This window comes from Candidatus Andeanibacterium sp., assembly GCF_057143545.1.
The window spans coordinates 1-19496 of sequence record NZ_DBNHSF010000211.1 but is presented as its reverse complement, the minus strand read 5'-3'; the positions used below and the strand labels follow the sequence as shown (position 1 = coordinate 19496).

Here is a 19496-nt window from a genome sequence, read left to right as displayed (position 1 = left end):
GCCGCCAGCGATCGAGCGCCAGCTGCCTCAGCCAGATCGCGAGGATGCGGCGGGGCATGGCGGTCAGGCACGCGCCCTCTCCCCTTGAGGGGAGAGGATAGCGCAGCTTGCTCCGCAGGAGCTAGCGGAGTTTGGAGAGGGGTTTGCAGCAGTCGAGAGGGCGGATCTCTCCTCTCCAACTTCGGCTAGGCCCTTATTGGGCCAAGCCTTCGTATCCTCTCCCCTCACGGGGAGAGGGCCATGTACCAGATTCCCGCCCTCGTTCCGCAAAATCCATTGTCCTTGCCGGTGGCCCCGGGCGCGGAACAATTCGGCCTGCCAGGCAGGCGCGCCGGGCGCCGCCTCGTTCCAGCGCGGGCGCGACGATGGGGCAGAGCGGATGTCCCAGCGCATCCGGGCGGAGGAGAGGTCGCGCTCGGCATCGTGACGGATGAGGAACAGCGGCACGCCGTGCTTCTCGGCCGCGAGCGACAGCCGCCGCGACGCCGTCAGCCCGAGCGCCCGGGGATTGCCGGCAAGCTCCCCGATCACGCAGGCAAGCTCGCGGCAGCGCAGCCCTTCCTCGAGCGCGAACAGCGCATCTTCCGGGCTCCTGGCCGCGACATGCACCAGCCTGGCGCGCAATTGCGGCGGCAGGCCGGGGCGATAGGGCCGCCCGGTCAGGCGCAGCGAAGCCCGGTCCTGCACCCATAGCAGCCAGCGCCGGTCGTCCGCGTCCAGCCCCTGCGCCTGCAAACCGTCAAGCGCCAGCGCCAGCGCCGCCGCCGCCCCGCCCGCCTCACGGCTCGAAGCGAAGAGCTCGCTGTGCCGGGCGGGCGCAAGCCCGGGGCGCCAGTTGGCGCTGGAAAGAGGAACAGTAGAACTCATATGTTCTACTTATGTTCTCAATTGCAGCGATTCGCAATGACCGATCAGACTCCCCCGATCCTTTCCCATGCTCGTTCGAGCGAGGCCGGATCGAGCGAAATCCCCAACGCGTCCGTCACCAGGCCGGAAAACTCCTCCAGACTTTCCAGTTCGCGAGCTTCGACGCCCTCGGGGCCCGAAACCGTCAGGTTGCGGTCGAACAAGCCATAGCGAAGCGGACCCGCCCACGCCCCGGCCAGCAGGTGAAACCCGAACGGCGCCTCGCTCCAGGTCGCACAGAAATGGTTGGCCGCGGCGATCTCCTGGTCGGTCACGCGCGCGCCGTCGAAAGCATACAGCTGGAGCCAGTCCTGCCCGTCGCGCCGCTCGAGCACGGTCTCGCCCCGCCCGGCATCCTCGACCAGCCGGAAAATCCCGCTCGGCGTCTCCTGCGGTTCACTCCGATCCAGCCGCAGCGGATGGAGCGATCCGGGTCCACCGAACCCGGCATCGGCGAGCCAGGCCTCGCCATCGAGGTCGACCCGCAAGGCGAGGTGGCTGCGCGCGCCTTCGGGACCCATCCGCATCCGCACCCGCGCAAGCATCCGCCGCGTCGAAAAGCCTACGGATTTGAGCGCCGCCTCGAACAGGCCGTTCTGCTCGAAGCAATATCCGCCGCGCCCCTGCCCGACGATCTTGGCGAACACGTCGCCGACTTCCAGCGACGGAACCCTGCCCAGCAGCGGATCGAAATTCTCGAACGGAACGCTTCGCATATGCGCTTCCTGCAGCGCGTGCAGGCCGGCCGCGTCGCGCGAAACATCGGAAAGCCCAATCCGCCCGAGATAGGCTGCAAGATCGAAACTCATAAGCGAAAGAACCTATTCGTCCGGATCGCCCGGAACCGGAACTCCGGGCAAGGGTGCCACCGCCACTGGCGGCACATCCGGATCGAGTTCGTGAACCTCGACAAATCCACGCCCGACATGGCTGTGGCTGCGGCCATAGAGGAAATAGATCACGATCCCGATCACCAGCCAGAGCGGCAGGAACAGCATCGCCGCATAGGGCAAGTTGAGGAACAGGAAGATACACCCGCCGATCGTCAGCGGGCCGATCAGCGCCAGCGCGGGCACCCTGAAATGACGCTTGCGAGCGGGATCCGACCGGCGCAGCAGCATCACTGCGACCGCCACCATGGTGAAGGCGTAAAGCGTGCCCGCGTTCGAGATATCGGCCAACTGCCCAACCGGAAAGAACGCCGCGCCGGTGCCGACTACCAGCCCGGTGATCGCGGTCACCACATGTGGAGTCTTCCACTTCGGGTGGACGGTGGCCAGCTTCTCGGGCAGCAACCCGTCGCGCGCCATCACGAAAAAGATGCGCGTCTGTCCGAACAGCAGCACAAGGATCACCGATGGCAGGGCCAGGAACGCCGCAATGCCGAGCATGTTGCCGACCGAAGAAAAGCCAATCATGCGCAACACATGTGCCAACGCCTCGTTGGAGCAGACCAGTGCCTCGGCATGTTCGGGGAGCGCGCATTGCCGCGCCAGTTCGGGCGATCCGGTTTCGAGCGGCATCCCGCCCGCGCCCATGATCGGCTGGCCGCCGATCGTGCCGATCGCCCCTGCAGCGACTACGATATAGAACACGGTGCAGAACAGCAGCGATCCGACGAGGCCGAAAGGAACGTTACGCTGCGGGTCCCTGGTTTCTTCGGCCGCGGTCGAAACCGCATCGAACCCGACATAGGCGAAAAAGATCGTCGCCGCCGCGCCGACCGCTCCAACCCCTGTGCCGAAGCCGCCGAACACCCCGGCGGGCAGGAAGGGGTTGAACCTGTCGAGTTCGACCTGCGGGATCGTCAGCACAATGAAGGCGGTCAGTGCCGCCACCTTGATCGCCACCAGCGCGGCATTGACCCGCGCGCTTTCGCTGGTGCCGATCATCAGCAACCCGGTCACCAGCAGCGCGATGGCCAGCGCCGGGAGGTTGATCAGCCCGCCTTCCGCCCCGCCCAAAGCGAGCGGCCCGGCGCTGAGCCAAGCCGGCAGGTCTATTCCCATGAACTGGTGCAAAATCGTGCCGGTGAAATAGCCCGACCAGCCGACCGAAACCGCCGCCGCCGCTATGGCGTATTCCATGATCAGCGCCCAGCCGACCGTCCAGGCGAGGAACTCGCCCATGGTCGCGTAGGAATAGGTGTAGGCGCTACCGGCGACCGGGATCATTGCCGCGATCTCAGCATAACACAGGGCCGCCACAATACAGACCAGCCCGGCGATGGCGAATGCCAGCATCAGGCCGGGCCCGGCCTTTTGTGCGCCAGCCGCGGTTAGCACGAAAATCCCGGTGCCGATCACGCAGCCGATCCCGAGCAGCATCAACTGCACCCCGCCGAGCGAACGGTGGAGCGACTTCTTTTCGGCGGTGGCAAGGATGGCGTCGAGCGGCTTTATGCGGGCAAAGGGCATTGGAAATTAACTCCCCGGCCCGTGCGCGACTCGATGCGTTCTGCCAGCCGATCCTCCGGTGATATTCACTTTCCGATAACCCGCAATCAGGAAAGCAGCCACGGAAACAGGCCGAACAGCAGGATCAAACCAACGCCGATCGGAGCCAGCCAGGCAACCAGGAAGCGCCACAGCACAAGCATGCCGCCCGAAAGGCCGCTCTCGGCCGCAACGATCTTGCGGTCGGCCACCCAGCCGACAAAGATCGCCGAACCAAGGCCGCCAAGCGGCAACCCGATCTTTCCCGTGATGTCGTCGATCGAATCCAGAATATCGGCGTCGGCGAAGGCCGCCCAGAACCACAATGGGCGCACATCCGACCAGACATTATATCCCAGCGCACAGGCCACCCCGATCAGGAACGCGGTCATTCCGGCCAGGACTGCCGCGGGTTTGCGCGCCAGCCCGAAACGCCGCATCAGCCAGGCCACCGGGCCTTCGAGCAAGGCGATCGAACTGGTCAGCGCGGCAAAGAAGATCAGGATGAAAAACAGGAAACCGACCAGGGCGCCAGCGGGCATCTGCTGGAACGCAACCGGCAAGGTCTGGAACACCAGCCCCGGTCCGCCGGCAGGATCGAGCCCGGCGCTGATCACGATCGGGAAAATCATCAGCCCGGCCAGAAGCGCCACTCCGGTGTCGACTGTCGCAATGATCGCCGCGGTGGGCGCGAGCCGCACATCGCGCGGGACATATGATCCATAGGTGATCAGCAAGGCGCCGCCGATACTGAGCGAAAAGCAGGCCTGCCCGAGCGCGTCGTTCAGCACGGAAGGCGTCAGTTTGCCGAAATCGGGTGTGAACAGGAACGAGAAGGCCGCCGCCATGTCGCCGGTAAACCCGCCATAGACCGTCAGCAGCAGCAACAACACGAAGAAGGTCGGCATCATCCATTTGGCGGCCCATTCGATTCCCCCGGTTACGCCTACCGCGACGATCGCCAGCGTCACCGCCATGAAGATCCCGTGCTGCAATATCAGCTGGCCGGGACTGGAGAACAAATCTCCCATCATGCCGGTCACCTGCTCCTGGCTCATGTGGTCGAAGGCCGGCGCGAACGGCTGGAAAGCAAACACGGCAGAGAGAAAATCCGCCCCGCTGACCCACACATAATAGAGCACCCACCCGGCCACGACCGAATAGAAGGACAGGATCAGGAACATCGTGATTGTGCCGATTGCGCCAAAAATGCGCCAGTTCCGGCTCTTTCCGGATATTTCCGCGACCTCGGCAATCGAGCCTGGAGCGTCGGGATTGTGCCCGCCCGCCCGCCCGACGAGAATCTCGGAAAGCACGATCGGCAGCCCGATCAGCGCGACGCACAAGATATAGACCAGCACGAAGGCCCCGCCGCCATTCTCGCCAGCCAGGGTCGGGAAGCGCCAGATATTGCCGAGACCGACCGCCGATCCGATTGCGGCAAGGAGGAAAGCGGTCCGCGACGACCATTGCTCGACAACGCCCTGACCGCCAGCCGCCATGCCCTGAACTCCCCTTGTTCGCCATTCGGACCCAATCGCGTGGTCTTGCAATGAATCGGCCTCAACGTCGAGACTGCTTTCCCAAGCCTTCCCCAGCGGTTAGAAGGCCCACAATGTCCACCACCTACAAGCTCGACACCTCGACCAGCCGGGCGCATCCGACGCCGCAGCCCCTGCGGCGGCTCACCGTGCCGGAGATCCAGCGGCGCAAATTCGACGGCAGGACCGAACAGCCGTTGGTGGCGCTCACCGCCTATACCGCCCGGCAGGCCCAACTGCTCGACGAACATTGCGACATTCTGCTGGTGGGGGATTCGCTCGGCCAGGTGATCTACGGGCTCGATTCCACCCTGCCGGTCACGCTCGACATGATGTGCAACCATGGCGCGGCGGTGGTCCGCGGCAGCTACCACAGCGTCGTCGTCGTCGATATGCCGTTCGGCAGCTACGAGCAAAGCCCCGAGCAGGCTTACGCTTCCGCCAGCCGGGTGATGGCCGAGACCGGCTGCGCCGCGGTCAAGCTCGAAGGCGGGCAGGCGATGGCTGAAACCATAGCCTTCCTCAGCCAGCGCGGGATCCCGGTGATGGCCCATGTCGGCCTGACCCCGCAGGCGGTCAACGCCCTGGGCGGCTATGCCGCACGCGGGCGCAGCCAGGAAGAGCACGAGAAGATCATTGCCGACGGCAAGGCCGTGCAGGATGCGGGAGCCTTCGCGGTTGTGATCGAAGGGGTGATCGAACCGATCGCCATTGCGCTGACCCAAACGCTCGAGATCCCGACCATCGGGATCGGCGCGTCGGCGCAATGCGACGGACAGGTGCTGGTAACCGAAGACATGCTCGGCATGTTCGAGCGGGTGCCGCGCTTCGTGAAGCGCTACGCGGAGATCGCCGAAACCATTTCGGGCGCGGCCGCCAGATATGCCGGGGAGGTCCGCTTGCGCGCCTTCCCCGGTCCCGACCAGACCTACCAGCCAAAAAGCTGATCCCATCCATGTTCCAGTTCTATCGTTTCTCGTTCGTCTTCACGTTCATCTGCCTGGTGCTCGGCGCCTGGTATGGCTGGGTCAGCAGCGGCACGATCGCGGGCACCGCTCAGGTCCTCTGGATCATCGTGGTCCTGTCGATCCTCGAGATTTCGCTGAGCTTCGACAATGCCGTGGTCAACGCCTCGGTGCTCAAGGAGATGGACGAGGTCTGGCAGCGGCGCTTCCTGCTGTGGGGCATCGCCTTCGCGGTATTCGGGATGCGGATCGTGTTTCCGCTGGCGATCGTCGCGATTGCCGCCGGGCTGGGCCCGGTCGATACGGTCAGGCTCTCGCTCACCGACCCGCAGGAATATGAGCGGATCGTTTCCTCGGCCAATGTCGGGATCGCCGGCTTCGGCGGTGCGTTCCTCGCCATGGTCGGGCTCAAATTCTTTTTCGACGCCGACAAGGAAGTCCACTGGATCCATGTGGTCGAAAGCAAGCTGGCCGCCGTTTCGGCCGTGAAGGCGATCGAGATCGGAGTCCTGCTGTTGATCCTGTGGGGCATATCGAGCCTGCTCCAGACGGCCGATGCGCTGACTTTCCTGATCGCCGGAATCCTCGGGATCGTCACCTTCATCACGGTTGAGGCGATCAATACCGCGCTCGAGATCCACGAGGAAAGGCGCAAGCTCGCGGGAGCCGCGATGCGATCGGGGCTTGGCGGGTTCCTCTATCTCAACGTGCTCGACGCCAGCTTCAGTTTCGACGGCGTGATCGGGGCCTTTGCCCTCTCGAACAACATGGTGGTGATTGCGCTGGGCCTTTCGATCGGCGCCATTTTCGTGCGTTCGATGACCATCCACCTGGTCAGGCGCGGAACGCTCGCCGAATATGCCTATCTCGAACACGGCGCCTTCTGGGCGATCATCGCGCTTGGCGTGATCATGCTGTTCGGTGCCGTGGCGCATGTTCCGGAAGTGATCACCGGCCTGATCGGCGCGGTGCTGATCGGCCTCTCGCTATGGTGGTCGATCCGGCACAACCGCGCCGCGCCGGCTAATCCGGGTGGGCAGCCAGGCGATTAGCCAGCGGTGCGGACAGCACCAGCTGCAACAGGTGATAGGTCAGCACCGGCAACAGGACGATTCCGGCGATGGCCGGCGGAAACAGCACTGTCGCCAGCGGCGCGCCCATCGCGATGCTCTTCTGCCCGCCGGCAAACAGCATGGCGATGCGATCCCCGCGTTTGAGCGACAAGGCGCCTCCCAACAGCCAAGCCCCACCGAATCCGACAAGCAGGAAGGCCGCCACGACGGCCACCAGCAGGAGCATGGAGGCCGGGTCGAGCATCCGCCAGATGCCCTGCTCGACCGCCGCCGAGAACGCGACATAGACCGCAATCGCGATCGAGATCCGGTCCATCCAGGTCGCGGCGCGCCTGTGTTCGCGCACGAAGCCGCCAACCCTGCCCTGGGCGATCTGGCCGATCGTGAACGGCAACAGCAGGATCAGCCCGACCTTGGCCAGTCCGCTCAGGTCGAGGCCGGCGCCCGCGCTGCCGGCCATCGCCGAGAACAGCGGCGCGGTGACGAACACCCCCATGATGTTGAGCAGGGCCGCCGCGACCACCGAGCTGGCGACGTTCCCGCCCGCCAACGAACTGTAGGCCGTCGCCGACTGGACCGTGCTCGGCAGCGTGCCGAGATAGAGGAAACCGAGCGCCAGGGTCGGCGGCAGCAACTGGTCGACCGCGAATGAAATGCCCCAGCCGGCCAGCGCCATCGCCCCGAAACACCACAGGACCAGCGGCGCAAGAAACCGCCAATTGCCGATCCCGCGCAGGACTTCGTCGCGCGGCAGGCGCAACCCGTTCAACAGGAACAGCAGGAAGATCGCCGCATTGGAGATCGTTTGCGCGACCGGTCGCGCCTCGCCCGTTACCGGCAGGTAAGTCGCCAGCAGGATCGCCAGCAGCAACAGCCGGACCATCGGGTCGAAAGCCTGGGAAACGCGCGCGAGCATGGTCTCGCCATGCCGCGCCGCTCGCAGCTTGTCGAGGGGACGCCGCCCTGCCCCCGAAAGCTCACGCGTGCAGGTCGTACTGCTTCAACAGGTCGTAGAGCGTCGGCCGGCTGATCCCGAGCAGCTTGGCCGTGCTCGAGATATTGCCTTCGCTCCGCGCCAGTGCGTGGCGGATCACCTTGCGGTCCGTCTGCTCGCGCGCGCTCTTGAGGTTGAGCGGTTGTGCATCCTCATCCTCGTCGCCTGCGAGATCGAGGTCGATTGCGTTGATCAGCTTGCCGTCGGCCATGATCACCGCGCGCTTCACCCGGTTCTCGAGCTCGCGGACATTGCCCGGCCAGGGCCAGCCGTCGATCGCCGCCAGCGCATCGGCGGCAAAGCCCTTGACCTGCGGGTTCATCTCCTTGGCAAAGCGCTTGAGGAAGGCCTTGGCCAGCAGCGTCGCATCGCCCGGGCGTTCGGCCAGGCTCGGGATCTTCACCACGATCTCGGCCAGGCGATAGAACAGGTCCTCGCGGAACCGCCCGTCGGCAATCATCGCTTCGAGATCCTGGTGGGTCGCGCAGACGATCCTGGTGTCGACTTCGATCGACTTGCGGCCCCCGATCCGTTCGATCGTGCGTTCCTGCAGGAAGCGCAGCAGCTTGACCTGCAAGGGCAGCGGAATGTCGCCCACTTCGTCGAGGAACAGCGTGCCGCCATTGGCTTGCTCGATCTTGCCCTCGGTGGTCTTGACCGCGCCGGTAAAGGCGCCCTTTTCATGCCCGAACAGCTCGCTTTCGAGCAGGTTCTCGGGGATCGCGGCGCAATTGATCGCCACGAAGGCCCCGTCGCGGCGATCGCTCGCATCGTGCACCCCCCGGGCCAGCAATTCCTTGCCGGTGCCGCTCGCGCCCAACAGCATTACCGAGACGTTGGTATTCGCAACCCGTTCGATCGTGCGCGCGACCCGGACCATTTCCGGCGCCGCGGTAATGAGCCCGCCAAGCACGGTGTTTTCCTCGCCCGCCCTGGTCTGCAGCAGCCGGTTTTCCTGCTCGATCAGGTGGAGATTGAACGCCCGGCGGACGATCAGCCCAAGCTGCTCGATATCGACCGGCTTCTGATAGAAATCATAGGCGCCCCGCCCAATGGCAGTGAGCGCGCTCTCCCGCGCGCCATGACCGGAAGCGACGATGACCTTGGTGTCGGGCTTGATCGCCATGATCTCCTCGAGCACGGCGAACCCTTCGCTGGTCCCGTCGGGATCGGGAGGAAGGCCGAGATCGAGCGTCACGACCGGCGGTTCCTCCGCCCGCAATGCGGCAATCGCCGAAGCGCGATCGCCGACGATCGTCACCTCGAAATCGTCATAGGCCCATTTGAGCTGAGCCTGCAGGCCCTCGTCGTCCTCGACTATCAGCAATCTGGGTTTGGAGTCAGCCATCACGCTACCTCGCTGGTGGGGGGCGGGTTACCGCCGGATGAACTTTCCATGCCGCTCCCGGCCTCCATCGACAGCGGCAGCCGGACAATGAAGCGGGTCCCAAGTCCCTCGCGACTCTCGACCTCGAGCCGCCCGTTCATCGAGCGGATCATTTCGCGCGCTTCGTAGGCCCCGATCCCGAAGCCGCCGGGCTTTGAGGACTGGAACGGCTTGAACAGCCGTGTGCGAACGAATTCGGGGCTCATGCCCATGCCGGAATCGACGATGTCGATCCGGCAATGGAGCCCTTCGACGACCGAACCGATGACCACAGGGCTGTCCGGGTCGCTGGCATCGATCGCGTTCTGGATCAGGTGAAGGAGCGCCTGTTCGAGCGATTCCTGGTTCACCTGCGCGACACAGGCCTGGTTCTCCGCCAGCAGCACGGGATGCTGTGGCGCCAGCCGCTGGACGATCGCCGCGATGCAGGGCGCCATTTCGACCGGCTCCGCCGCGTCGCCGCCGCCTGCTCCATAACGGCCAAGGCGGGCCAGCAATGCATTGAGCTTGTCCGAACTGTTGCGGAGCGTGACCAGCATGTCTTCCCGGAACGCTGGATTGTCGGCATGCTTTTCCGCGTTGCGGGCCAGCAGCGAAAGCTGGCTGGCAAGGTTCTTGATGTCGTGCATGACGAAGGCGATCCGCCGGTTGAATTCGTCGAAGCGATGAACTTCGCTGAGCGCTTCCTGGCCCGCCTGTTCCGACAGGTAACTCGCCAGCTGCTGGCCGACCACCCGGAGAAGGTCGAAATCCTCCCAGTCGAGCTTGCGGGCGACCGGCGGCCGCGAAAGCACGACAATCCCGACCAGCCGGTGGAAATGGAACAGCGGCACCATCGCCCAGGCCCGCCGGTCATCGAGCAGCCATTGCGGAACCTGGGCCGCCTCGCCGCGATGATCGACGCCCTGCCTGACATCGTCGAGATCGAGAATGAACCTCTCGCGGGCAAAGAATGCCACGGTTTCGGCTGCGAGAGCCTCGGCGGGAACCTCGATTTCGCGCCATTGCCAGTGCGTGTCGAGCGCCATCGCGCCCCCCTCCGCTTCCGTCAGCAGCAGGCCCGAAGGACTGTCGGTTATATCCGCGACGGCCTGGATGACACGCTCGTGCAGCGGCGCGGTCTGTTCGGTCCCCCGCGCGATCGTCTGGGTGAAGCGCAGCCATTCGGCGCGGTAGTCGTAACGATGCTGGAACAGGTGCTTGGCGAGAACCACCCGCAGCCAGCTCCGCATCCGCTTGGACGGGAGCAGCAGCAGGGCCGAGGCGCTCGCCGCGATGACGAACGCTGTCTGCACGAGGCGGGCGAAGTCGCCCCCGACATAGGAGAGCGCCTGCGCCACCAGCACCATCGCCACGAGATAGGCGCCGATCACCAGGAGCGAGATCGACTGGAAGGCGACCGACCGCGATGGCCGCAGCTTGAGGTCCTTCGAATCCCTTGCCGTACCCAAAGCGAGGAACACGGCCATGATCGGGAGAACCAGCGCCCGCAGCCCGCCCAGCGTCTCGGGAATATCGCCCGCAAGATAGGCGATGGTGTAGAAATTGAGGTCGTAGAGCCACATCGCGGCAAGAGCCGCCGTGGGCCAGCGCAGGGTCTGCCTCCCCGCGATCGATGTTCCCACGTACAAATTATGCAGCAGGACCAGCGCACCCACCGACGTGAGCAGCCGGAATGCGATCGACAGGTTGAACGCCACCTCGACCACGGCCGGATTTCCGGGAAAGCGGGTCGCCGCGAGGAGCAGCGCGATCTGCAGCAACTCGACGAAAGCGAGTGCCGCCACCACCGGCCGGATCGGTCGCACGCTGTTGTGCCGGCCGTCATTGGCGAACAGGCGATAGAGCACCCACAGCCACGCAAGATAGCTGCAGCACAAGGCCAGCAATGTCCCGGGATGGGGTCCGCCGACCGCGGGGACCGCAAGGCCCCACAGGGCGGTGATTGCGGTCGCCACCAGCACCGGCGTGCCGGCCGGGCCCAGCCGTTCGCGGCGGTTGTACAGCCAGGCGCCGTAAACCAGCAGCGAAGTCGCACCCACATAATAGAGTGCGATGACCGAGGCTTGCCAGAAGCCTTCCATCAGGCGGCCCGCTCGCACCGGATGTATGCGCGCAGGATCGCACCGCGCATCGGCGCGCTACCCCTCCGGTCGCTGACGTCCAGAATACTACTCATCGTTCCACCGGTCCCCGCAATCGCATTCCTGCGATCCTGGCCCCGGTTTAGGGACGATAGGTGAAATGTCGGTAAACTTTACAGTGTGCTTCCGGCCGCTCGCAAACCGAGGGATACGAAGGTTGATCCAGGGTTAAGGCGGGCCGGTTCGCAGTTCGCAGCCGCGCCCATGCGGACGGCTCGACCCGCTATTGCCGGGTCAGCACGAACCGCCCGGGATCCAATGCGCCGCTGCGGACCCGGCTTTTCTGGTTCCGCGCCGCCTCGATCAGGGCCTCTCGCGTCGCGAAGCCGCATCCGTTCTCGGCAATTTCGATTCCCGGAATCGCAGAGAGCGACTGGTCGCAAACCGGTTCGAATATCGTCAGCCGGTCCTCCTCCCAGGTGAGCGGCGTATACATGTATACAACGATCTCCTGACCCAGCTCGTCGAGATATTCGGACTCGCGTGCTTCGTGTTGGGCAAGGTACCAATCGTCGCCAAGACTGTAGAAGAGCGTCGGCATATAGTCGCCATCGCTACCCATAAGATAGCTGCCGTCGCCCTGCTCGAAGACATCGACCTGCTCGCCATCGGGATCGCGATAGGTTCCGGCAATCTCTATCCGGGATGCGATGGATGCATCGATATGCGGGTTCTCAGATACCCAGCACGCCGCGAGCAGCAAGGCCAGGGGCGCGAGCAGTGCCTTTCCGGCCAGCTTCCTGATTACCATGGCGATTATCCTTCGGGCGCGCGCGCTTACCGGTTCAAACGAGACGGACCGCCCGTATGGCCCAGCCTTCCTTAAGCCTGACATAATCGGCCACCAGCCCGCCTTCGCGGCGCGCATTGGCAACGCCATTGCCCTGCAGCCTCGCCATCCGGGCGATTGTTTCCTCACCCTCGACAGGATGCTCGCTCTCGACCGTGCAGGCGATCCGGTAATGCGCCGTCGATCCGTCGCCCGAAAGTTCGAGCAGGTCCGGCGCTACGGTCGGATCCACCAGCAGCCGGGCGGTATGGTCGCCGAGCTCCGGCGCCTTGCCGTCGGCAAACAGCCGGGCCGTCCCGCCTGCTCCCGCGCGATTGAATTCGCGCAGGAAATCGCGGTTGAGCGCTTCGATCGCGCGCTCGGCTTCCAGCCGCGCCAACCTGAGCCCGGTGTCGTCGGCGGCCATGACGGCTGCCGGCGTCACCACCGCCGCCACCGGTACAGCGACGATCGCACCTGTCTTGAGGAAGGAGCGGCGCGTGGTTTGGGTCGTCTTGCTCATCACTTTCCTCCCCTGGTCCGGTCGGCAAAGAAGCGGCCGACATCGTATTTCCCGGCATGGCGCAGCAATGCGGAAATCGGGCTCATGCTCAACCCGTCGGAACCGCAGTGATAGCCGATCCCGATATCGTGCATGGTCCGCAGATTGAGCAGGATGGTCCCGAGCGTGCCGTTACAGGCTTCCTCGATCCAGTAGAGGAAATAGAGCTCGTCGCGGATCTTGATCTGCGAGCCCGAACCGCACCATTCGAGGCCTGCCGCCCCGGTCGGGGTGAAGATGATCCAGCTCGTCGTCCGCGGCGTCGAATAGAGGTGCATCGAGGTGAGACCGGGCTGGTAGCTGAAGGTGATGCAGCGCCCGAGCATGTCCTCGGTGAATTCGTGCCGCCGCACGCCCGGATCGGGCACCCCATCGGCAACCAGCTTGCCGAACAGCGGCCGGCAGCCGGCCTCGTTCGCCCAGTAGGGCGTGTTGAGATAGCCGTTGTAACAGGTCGCCTTGCCCTGTTCGAAATCGAGCACGGTGATGTGGCCGTCGTGGTTTTCGGTCCCCTCGAGCACATGGCCCATCAGGAACACGCCCTCGATCGCTTCCCAGGCATGGTAGCGCGTGCTTTTCCATGCTCCGCCGTTCATGCGCCAGCGCAATTCGTCGACGCCGGTGAACTCGTAATCCATCACCGGGCCATTGTCGTAGCGAACACTTGCCGAACGCCCGGCCAGCTTGGCGCTGGGAGATTCGACATGCGTCGCCATTCCAGTCGCCCCGCTGCCCGCGCCGACCCGCTGGGCGAACACCCGCGTGTTCTTTTCGACCGCCGCCTTTACTTCCTCTTTGGTCATCTTCTCCCAGGTCTCGTTCGGGCGATAGACCGCGCGCGCGCCCTTGGCGGTGGCATCGACATCGGCGCTCTGTCCGGGGCCCGGGCGCGGCAGCATCGGGCCACCCCTGGTATCGCCGAACTCCTCGAACTTGGCGATCTGCCCGAGCCATTCGCCGGCCCCGCGGAAGACGTAGAATTCGAGCTCGTCGGCGGCGTTGAAGCCCAGCCGCAGCCCGACCTGCTGGAGCGCGTTCACATCCATCGCATAGACCGTGAAGATTCCCGAAAACTCGCATTCGGTGCGGGTATAGATGTATTTGCCGTGCCCGATCTCGATATAGTCGGCGGGCGCGCTGTAACCCTGCTGGCGGTCCATCCGGGTCAGCTCGACCCAATGGGTGTAGGCAATCGAGGGATAGAATTCGAGCGTCTCGGCGCCGGTATCCTGGCGCCAGAAATAGCCTGCGCCCTCGAGCCGGTTGTTGAATTCGTGCCGGTCCACGGGCGGCGCTAGGCCTTCGGCGTGGATATAGCCGAAATAGACTTCGCGCATCGCTTCGCGCTTGCGCTTGTAGCCGCCGAACCACAGCTCCATCACCGTGGCGATCCGCGTCTCGGCGTCGAACACCACGGCATAGCCGCGCAGCGTATCGGGCAGCAGATGGGCGAAGAAGGTCAGCTGGCCGAGTTTGACCGCGGCATATCCGGCATTGGTCGAATCCGTGCCGTTCTCGCTCAGCATCAGGCGGTTGCCGGTCAGGAAGCGGTAGGAGAGGGATGGCCCGTCGACGCCGCTGGTGCCCTTGTCGCAGACGATCTGCAGCGTTTCCCCGGCAAGCGAAAGATCCGCCCCGGAGGCGCATGACGGACCTTCCATGACGACCCTGTCGATCGCGGCGGCGATCGCCGCATCGTCGAGCGCGGTCCAGTCGTAATAGTAGTTCTCGATCTCCGGATAGGCCTTGCCAGCCATCGCCTTCCCCTCTCCCGTCTTGCCGGTCCGCGCGCGCCAGGTCGACGGACTCGGAAGCGGAGACTACCAGCGAAACGCCCGCCGTCCAGCCGCGGTCAGATCTAAACCCGATTACATTCCGTAGAACAGCACCAGCAGCAGCGAAAGCGTCGTGACCATGATCAGCACCAGCGGCACGCCGGTCCGGATGTAATCCGCGAACGTATAATTGCCCTCGCCCATGATCAGCATGTTGGTCTGGTAGGCGATCGGGGTTGCGTAGCAGAGATTGCAGCCGAACAGCACCGCCAGGATCAGCGGTTCGCGCGGCATGCCCAGCTGCGCCGCGATGGCAAAGGCAATCGGCGTGCCGACCGTCGCCGCGGTGGCATTCGAGGCAAAATTCGTCAGCAAGGTCACGAACAGCATGATCGCCGCGAGCACGCCGGCAGGCGGCAGGTGTTGCAGGCCGAATGCCATCAACTCGCCCAGCCATTGGGCCGCGCCGCTGTCGAGGATCAGCTGGCCGATGGCGATGCTGGCCGCGACCAGCACGATCACCTTCCCGGAAAGGGCCCGCCCCACGCGGTCAAACTTCACGCAACCGGTGATGAACATCAGGATCGCTCCGGCCAGCGCCGAGATCGCGATCGGGAGCAAGCCGACCGAGGCGAGGAAGACGGACGTGAACATGATCGTCAGTGCCAACATCGCCTTCGACCGGCGCGGCATCTCGCGCGCGCCCTCGAGCATCAGCAGGCTGTCATTCTGGGAAAATTCCTGAATGTCCTTTGGCATGCCCATGACCAGCAGTACATCGCCTTCCGCGATGCGCAGTTCCGCTCCGGCGGGCGGCTCGGCCCCGATCGGCCGGCGCGGCTTGTGAATGCCCAGCACGGCCGTGCCGTAAAGGTCGGCGATGCCCGAAGTTGCAAGTGTCCGCCCGATCAGGCGCGAATCCGAGGTTACCGCCATTTCGACGACATTGATATCGATCCCTTCCGACCTCGACGATCGCTCGATCCGGTCGAGCACCCAGCCCGGAGCGACCTGGCCCTTGAGCACCCTTATCGCCTCTTCCAGCGCTTCGTGGGTTCCCGAAACCGTCAGTCTCTGGCCCGCCTCGAGCGACGCATCGGGACTCTCCTCGAAGTCGAAATCCGCGGGCAGCCGCGCTTCCACTTCGTCAATCGTCTTGCCGACCAGTTCGCTCCCGGCCGGAATCCTCAGTTGCGCCTTGAAGCGGCGCAGCTGATGGCCCTCGTCCTTGCTGTGATCGGGCAGCAGCCGCGGCATCACCAGCCACAGATAGGGCAGCGCGACCAGCGCCGCGATCAGCACGATGTGCGTGTAATGGAACACGTTCATCTGCGGCATGCCGAGATCGCGCGCGATCGAGACGACCAGGAGGTTGGTCGAGGTGCCGATGGTGGTGGCCATGCCGCCGATCAGCACCGCCGCGTTGAGCGGAATCAGCGTCTTGGAAGCCGGCATCGCGCCGCGTGCGGCCAGCGCCACGAAGATCGGCAACAGCAGCACCAGGACCGGGGTGTCGTTGACGATCATCGACAGGCCCATCGCGAGCAGCAGGGAGGCAAGCATGCCCAGCTGGAGGTTGATCTTCCACACGCGTTCGAGCAGGCGCGCCGCCGGATCGAGCGCCCCGGTGACGACCAGTCCCCTGCCCATGATCATCAGGGCACAGATCGTGACCAGCGCGTAATGGCCGAAGCCGCCGAAGGCCAGGCGCAAGCCATCCGTGGGGTAGGTGTGCGGCATCGGGAAGAAATAGAGCCCGACCGCGATCACCGCGATCGTCAGCAGCGAGACGATCTCGACCGAGAGCCGGCCGCGGGCAAACCCCACGAACATGGCGATGGTAACGGCAATGGCGGCCATCGCATGATAGGAGGGTAGCTCCGGCATCAAGCCAGCCTAGCGGTCTTTGCCCGATCCGAGAAGTCTTGCCGTGGTGCCCCTGGCCCGAGTCGAACGGGCACTTCTTAAAGAAACTCGATTTTGAGTCGAGCGCGTCTACCAATTCCGCCACAGGGGCTCCCGCGATGCGGCTTGCAGCGTTGCGCGCCTTAGCCGCGCCATTGCGATGCTTCAAGCAAGTGCTTGCATTCAGCCCTTGATCGCCCCGGCAATCAGCTTGTGGAGCCGGGAATGGAGCGGATCGTTCGCGGCCAGGATCTGCCGGTCGCAGATCGGCTCGGAACGGCCGCGGAAATCGGTGACGAAGCCTCCGGCCTCGCGCACCAGCAGGCACCCGGCCGCCGTGTCCCAGGGCGCAAGGTCGCTCTCCCAGAAGCCGTCGTAACGCCCGGCGGCAACCCATGCGAGGTCGAGCGCCGCCGAACCGAAGCGCCGGATTCCGGCCACCTGCGGGCCGATCGCGTCGAAAATCGCGCTCCATTGCCCGATATCCCCATGCGCCTGGTAGGGGACGCCGGTCGCGATCAGCGCATCGGCCAGCCGGTTGCGCGCAGAAACCCTTAGCCTGGCATCCTGGAGCCAGGCGCCGCGGTTCTTTTCGGCCCAGAAAGTCTCGTCGGTGATCGGCTGGTAGATAACCGCAGCGACAACTTCGCCCCAGCCCGACCCGTCCAGTTTCGGTTCCTGCGCGGCAATCGAGATCGCGAAATGCGGAATGCCGTGAAGGAAGTTGGTGGTCCCGTCGAGCGGATCGACGACCCAGCGCGGCATGCCCGGTTTGCCTTCGATCTCGCCACCCTCTTCGAGCTTGAAGCCCCAATCGGGCCGGGCGAGCAGCAATTCGTCGTAGATCGTCCGCTCGGCGGCCTGGTCCGCCTTGGACACGAAATCGGACGGCCCCTTGCGGCTGACCTGGAGATGCTCGATCTCGCCGAAATCGCGCCGCAGGCGGCTACCCGCCTTGCGCGCGGCGCGCTCCATAACCCGGATCAAGCCCGAAAACGACACCTGCCTGCCCCTTGCCCGTCAGGCCGCGTCAGCGGCCCAGTTCGCCGCTCGGCGTGTTCACCGGGCTGGCTTCCGCCGGACCGTCGGCGCCAACCCGGCGGAACGATATGCCGCAAACGCCCGCCGCCGCGCGATAGAGATCTTCCCCACTCTCGTAGTCGAGGTTCGGACTGTTGGCGAAAACCTCCCCCGTCGCCTTCGCGATCTGCGAGAGCGTGTTGTTGTAGAAGCAGGAAACCAGCCTGCCCTTGACCGCATCCTGGACGCTGTCGGAAGTCCATGCAGCCGAAAAGGCACGCATGATCCGCACCGCGCGCTGGAGGTTCTCGACTTCCTCAGGAGAAGCCTGCGCGGCATTGTCGGATCCGGCGCCCTGCTGCGGCGTCTCCTGGGCCTGCAGCGCCAATGGCGCGGCGCCAAGCGTCAGGATTGCGGCGAGTTTGGTCAGGTTTCGCATAGTCATTCTGCCTTCTTCACATATTCCCTGGCGTAGACGTCGACCACGATCCGGGTCCCGCTTTCGATATGCGGGGGCACCAGGACGCGGACGCCGTTTTCCAGCACCGCGGGCTTGTAGCTGGAGCTCGCTGTCTGGCCCTTTACCACGGCATCGGCCTCGACGATTAGCGCCTCGACCTGTTCGGGAAGCTGAACGGAAATCGGCTTTTCATCGTACATTTCGAGCAACACATCCATTCCATCGGTCAGGAACGCCTTGGCATCGCCGAGCAGGTCGGAATCGATGAAGATCTGCTCGTAAGTGTCCTTGTCCATGAACACGAGCTTGTCCCCGTCCTCGTAGAGGAACTGGAAATCCTTGGTGTCGAGCCGGACCTTCTCGACCGTGTCGGCGCTGCGGAAGCGGACATTGGTCTTGCGGCCATCGACGAGGTTCTTCATCTCGACCTGCATATAGGCCCCGCCCTTGCCCGGCTGGGTATGCTGGATCTTGGCGACTTTCCAGATTCCGCCTTCATATTCGAGGATATTGCCGGGGCGAATATCGACGCCGCTGATTTTCATGGGGTTAAACTTTCGATGTCCAGGTGCCGTGTCGAGCGCGCGCCCTAGCGTGTGGCGCGTGATCGGGCAAGGACGGCATCGCTCTGCGCTCTGGAACTGCAGGATACCCCGTGCTAGCCGCGCGCAGCAGGAACAGGTGCCATGAAAGCGACGATCGCAGCCATATTTACCGCCGCAATGATTGCGGCACCCGCCGGCGCGGTGACCGGCGGCAGGATCGATACGCTCGAGCGCGGAACCTATGTCTGCGAAACCCCGGGCGATGCCGCTTCGCAACGCGGCGTTCCCGTGCCGCAAGCGGGCTTCGAGATCACCAATGCCTCGACCTACCAGACCGCCGACGGCAAGGGCACCTATCTCCGCACTGGAGACAGTGTGCGGATCACCAGCGGGCCGCGCGAGGGCGAGCGCTATCGGATCCAGAGCAGCCGGATGCTGAAACAGGTCGATGGCAGCGGCAGCGAAACCGGGCTGCGCTGCGTCAAGCTCGGCGCGACGCGGAGCTGATTGCTTCGGCGAAGGCCCTCACGGCCCCGGCTTCGTCGCCATTCCAGACCGCGCCCGAAACCGCGAGGAAATCGGCCCCCGCTTCGACCAGCGGGGCGCAATTGTCCGGCGTGATCCCGCCGATCGCGACACAGGGGAGTTCGAACAGTTCCTGCCACCAGCGCAGTATTTCTGGCTCCGCCCGATGCGCGGTTTCCTTGGTGTCGCTCGGGAAAAATGCCCCGAATGCGACATAATCCGCCCCGGCCTCGCCCGATTCCATCGCCAAATGGCGGCTGGCATGGCAGGTGACGCCGATCTCGGCCTTGGGTCCAAGCCGTTCGCGCGCTTCGCGGACATCACCGTCTGCCTGCCCCAGATGGACGCCATCGGCATCGAGCCGCTTGGCCAGCGAGATTGAATCGTTGACGATGAACGCGACGTTTCGCTCCGCGCAGATCGCCTGGAGCGGCTCCGCAAGCCGCGCCGCTTCGTGCTCGTCGACATCCTTCACCCGGAACTGGAACGC

18 protein-coding genes and 1 tRNA gene are annotated in these 19496 nt (G+C 64.7%); 3 read left to right on the top strand and 16 right to left on the bottom strand.

What is annotated here, in order from left to right; translation table 11 throughout:
* Positions 1–63: 63 nt before the first annotated feature.
* The 4 genes from AC16XC_RS12415 to AC16XC_RS12400 all read right to left on the bottom strand — a co-directional run bounded on the left by AC16XC_RS12415 (position 64) and on the right by AC16XC_RS12400 (position 4843).
* A complete protein-coding gene (locus AC16XC_RS12415) occupies positions 64–867 on the bottom strand; it encodes an ImuA family protein (RefSeq protein WP_484034973.1) in 804 nt (267 codons plus the stop codon).
* Positions 868–911: 44 nt separating this feature from the next.
* Entirely contained in the window at positions 912–1715 is an 804-nt protein-coding gene (locus AC16XC_RS12410) for an arylamine N-acetyltransferase family protein (protein WP_484034972.1), read from the bottom strand.
* Positions 1716–1727: 12 nt separating this feature from the next.
* Positions 1728–3323 (bottom strand): amino acid permease, encoded by a 1596-nt coding sequence (locus AC16XC_RS12405; RefSeq protein ID WP_484034971.1) that lies wholly within the window; start codon positions 3321–3323, stop codon positions 1728–1730.
* An 86-nt stretch (positions 3324–3409) separates the two neighbouring features.
* Positions 3410–4843 carry a sodium-dependent transporter gene (locus AC16XC_RS12400; RefSeq protein WP_484034970.1) on the bottom strand — a complete coding sequence of 478 codons (1434 nt, stop codon included), beginning with the start codon at positions 4841–4843 and terminating at the stop codon, positions 3410–3412.
* 113 nt (positions 4844–4956) lie between these two features.
* On the opposite strand from AC16XC_RS12400, the gene panB reads away from it, so the two are divergent.
* The gene (panB, locus tag AC16XC_RS12395) at positions 4957–5829 is read left to right on the top strand and encodes a 3-methyl-2-oxobutanoate hydroxymethyltransferase (RefSeq protein WP_484034969.1); all 873 of its coding nucleotides are present in this window, start codon (positions 4957–4959) and stop codon (positions 5827–5829) included.
* A gap of 8 nt (positions 5830–5837) precedes the next feature.
* The gene (locus tag AC16XC_RS12390; RefSeq protein ID WP_484034968.1) at positions 5838–6899 is read left to right on the top strand and encodes a DUF475 domain-containing protein; all 1062 of its coding nucleotides are present in this window, start codon (positions 5838–5840) and stop codon (positions 6897–6899) included.
* On the opposite strand, the gene AC16XC_RS12385 is transcribed toward AC16XC_RS12390, so the two are convergent.
* The 11 genes from AC16XC_RS12385 to efp form a co-directional block, all read right to left on the bottom strand.
* A complete protein-coding gene (locus tag AC16XC_RS12385; RefSeq protein ID WP_484034967.1) occupies positions 6871–7836 on the bottom strand; it encodes a bile acid:sodium symporter family protein in 966 nt (321 codons plus the stop codon). The two genes, AC16XC_RS12390 and AC16XC_RS12385, sit on opposite strands and share 29 nt — an antisense overlap.
* A 61-nt stretch (positions 7837–7897) precedes the next feature.
* Positions 7898–9262, bottom strand: a complete 1365-nt coding sequence (gene prsR / locus AC16XC_RS12380; protein WP_484034966.1) for a PEP-CTERM-box response regulator transcription factor — start codon at positions 9260–9262, stop codon at positions 7898–7900.
* Positions 9262–11403, bottom strand: a complete 2142-nt coding sequence (gene prsK, locus AC16XC_RS12375) for an XrtA/PEP-CTERM system histidine kinase PrsK (protein WP_484034965.1) — start codon at positions 11401–11403, stop codon at positions 9262–9264. The genes prsR and prsK overlap by 1 nt, the downstream gene beginning before the upstream one ends.
* Positions 11404–11668: 265 nt before the next feature.
* Positions 11669–12196, bottom strand: coding sequence for a hypothetical protein (locus AC16XC_RS12370; RefSeq protein WP_484034964.1), 528 nt, complete (start codon positions 12194–12196; stop codon positions 11669–11671).
* 34 nt (positions 12197–12230) lie between these two features.
* Complete coding sequence (locus AC16XC_RS12365; protein ID WP_484034963.1) at positions 12231–12737, bottom strand: hypothetical protein; 507 nt, start codon at positions 12735–12737, stop codon at positions 12231–12233.
* The gene (locus tag AC16XC_RS12360) at positions 12737–14533 is read right to left on the bottom strand and encodes a MoaF N-terminal domain-containing protein (protein ID WP_484034962.1); all 1797 of its coding nucleotides are present in this window, start codon (positions 14531–14533) and stop codon (positions 12737–12739) included. Before AC16XC_RS12360 ends, AC16XC_RS12365 begins: the two co-directional genes overlap by 1 nt.
* A 111-nt stretch (positions 14534–14644) precedes the next feature.
* Complete coding sequence (locus tag AC16XC_RS12355) at positions 14645–16438, bottom strand: SLC13 family permease (RefSeq protein ID WP_484034961.1); 1794 nt, start codon at positions 16436–16438, stop codon at positions 14645–14647.
* Positions 16439–16482: 44 nt separating this feature from the next.
* A tRNA-Leu gene (locus tag AC16XC_RS12350) sits at positions 16483–16568 on the bottom strand.
* 71 nt (positions 16569–16639) lie between these two features.
* Positions 16640–17431, bottom strand: coding sequence for an inositol monophosphatase family protein (locus AC16XC_RS12345; RefSeq protein WP_484034974.1), 792 nt, complete (start codon positions 17429–17431; stop codon positions 16640–16642).
* A 55-nt stretch (positions 17432–17486) separates the two neighbouring features.
* Positions 17487–17921 (bottom strand): hypothetical protein, encoded by a 435-nt coding sequence (locus tag AC16XC_RS12340; RefSeq protein ID WP_484034960.1) that lies wholly within the window; start codon positions 17919–17921, stop codon positions 17487–17489.
* On the bottom strand, positions 17918–18481 hold the full coding sequence (efp, locus tag AC16XC_RS12335; RefSeq protein ID WP_484034959.1) for an elongation factor P: 564 nt from the start codon (positions 18479–18481) through the stop codon (positions 17918–17920). Before efp ends, AC16XC_RS12340 begins: the two co-directional genes overlap by 4 nt.
* 141 nt (positions 18482–18622) lie before the next feature.
* On the opposite strand from efp, the gene AC16XC_RS12330 reads away from it, so the two are divergent.
* Complete coding sequence (locus tag AC16XC_RS12330) at positions 18623–18988, top strand: hypothetical protein (protein WP_484034958.1); 366 nt, start codon at positions 18623–18625, stop codon at positions 18986–18988.
* On the opposite strand, the gene thiE is transcribed toward AC16XC_RS12330, so the two are convergent.
* Positions 18963–19496 (bottom strand): thiamine phosphate synthase (thiE, locus tag AC16XC_RS12325; RefSeq protein WP_484034957.1); only part of this gene is annotated, 534 nt, incomplete at its 5' end. The two genes, AC16XC_RS12330 and thiE, sit on opposite strands and share 26 nt — an antisense overlap.

Excerpts from the sequence above, each read along its gene's own strand:
- AC16XC_RS12415 (WP_484034973.1), bottom strand. The coding sequence starts at position 867 with ATGAGTTCTACTGTTCCTCTTTCCAGCGCCAACTGGCGCCCCGGGCTT.
- AC16XC_RS12410 (WP_484034972.1), bottom strand. The coding sequence starts at position 1,715 with ATGAGTTTCGATCTTGCAGCCTATCTCGGGCGGATTGGGCTTTCCGAT.
- AC16XC_RS12405 (WP_484034971.1), bottom strand. The coding sequence starts at position 3,323 with ATGCCCTTTGCCCGCATAAAGCCGCTCGACGCCATCCTTGCCACCGCC.
- AC16XC_RS12400 (WP_484034970.1), bottom strand. The coding sequence starts at position 4,843 with ATGGCGGCTGGCGGTCAGGGCGTTGTCGAGCAATGGTCGTCGCGGACC.
- panB (WP_484034969.1), top strand. The coding sequence starts at position 4,957 with ATGTCCACCACCTACAAGCTCGACACCTCGACCAGCCGGGCGCATCCG.
- AC16XC_RS12390 (WP_484034968.1), top strand. The coding sequence starts at position 5,838 with ATGTTCCAGTTCTATCGTTTCTCGTTCGTCTTCACGTTCATCTGCCTG.
- AC16XC_RS12385 (WP_484034967.1), bottom strand. The coding sequence starts at position 7,836 with ATGCTCGCGCGCGTTTCCCAGGCTTTCGACCCGATGGTCCGGCTGTTG.
- prsR (WP_484034966.1), bottom strand. The coding sequence starts at position 9,262 with ATGGCTGACTCCAAACCCAGATTGCTGATAGTCGAGGACGACGAGGGC.
- AC16XC_RS12370 (WP_484034964.1), bottom strand. The coding sequence starts at position 12,196 with ATGGTAATCAGGAAGCTGGCCGGAAAGGCACTGCTCGCGCCCCTGGCC.
- AC16XC_RS12365 (WP_484034963.1), bottom strand. The coding sequence starts at position 12,737 with ATGAGCAAGACGACCCAAACCACGCGCCGCTCCTTCCTCAAGACAGGT.
- AC16XC_RS12360 (WP_484034962.1), bottom strand. The coding sequence starts at position 14,533 with ATGGCTGGCAAGGCCTATCCGGAGATCGAGAACTACTATTACGACTGG.
- AC16XC_RS12355 (WP_484034961.1), bottom strand. The coding sequence starts at position 16,438 with ATGCCGGAGCTACCCTCCTATCATGCGATGGCCGCCATTGCCGTTACC.
- AC16XC_RS12345 (WP_484034974.1), bottom strand. The coding sequence starts at position 17,431 with ATGGAGCGCGCCGCGCGCAAGGCGGGTAGCCGCCTGCGGCGCGATTTC.
- AC16XC_RS12340 (WP_484034960.1), bottom strand. The coding sequence starts at position 17,921 with ATGACTATGCGAAACCTGACCAAACTCGCCGCAATCCTGACGCTTGGC.
- efp (WP_484034959.1), bottom strand. The coding sequence starts at position 18,481 with ATGAAAATCAGCGGCGTCGATATTCGCCCCGGCAATATCCTCGAATAT.
- AC16XC_RS12330 (WP_484034958.1), top strand. The coding sequence starts at position 18,623 with ATGAAAGCGACGATCGCAGCCATATTTACCGCCGCAATGATTGCGGCA.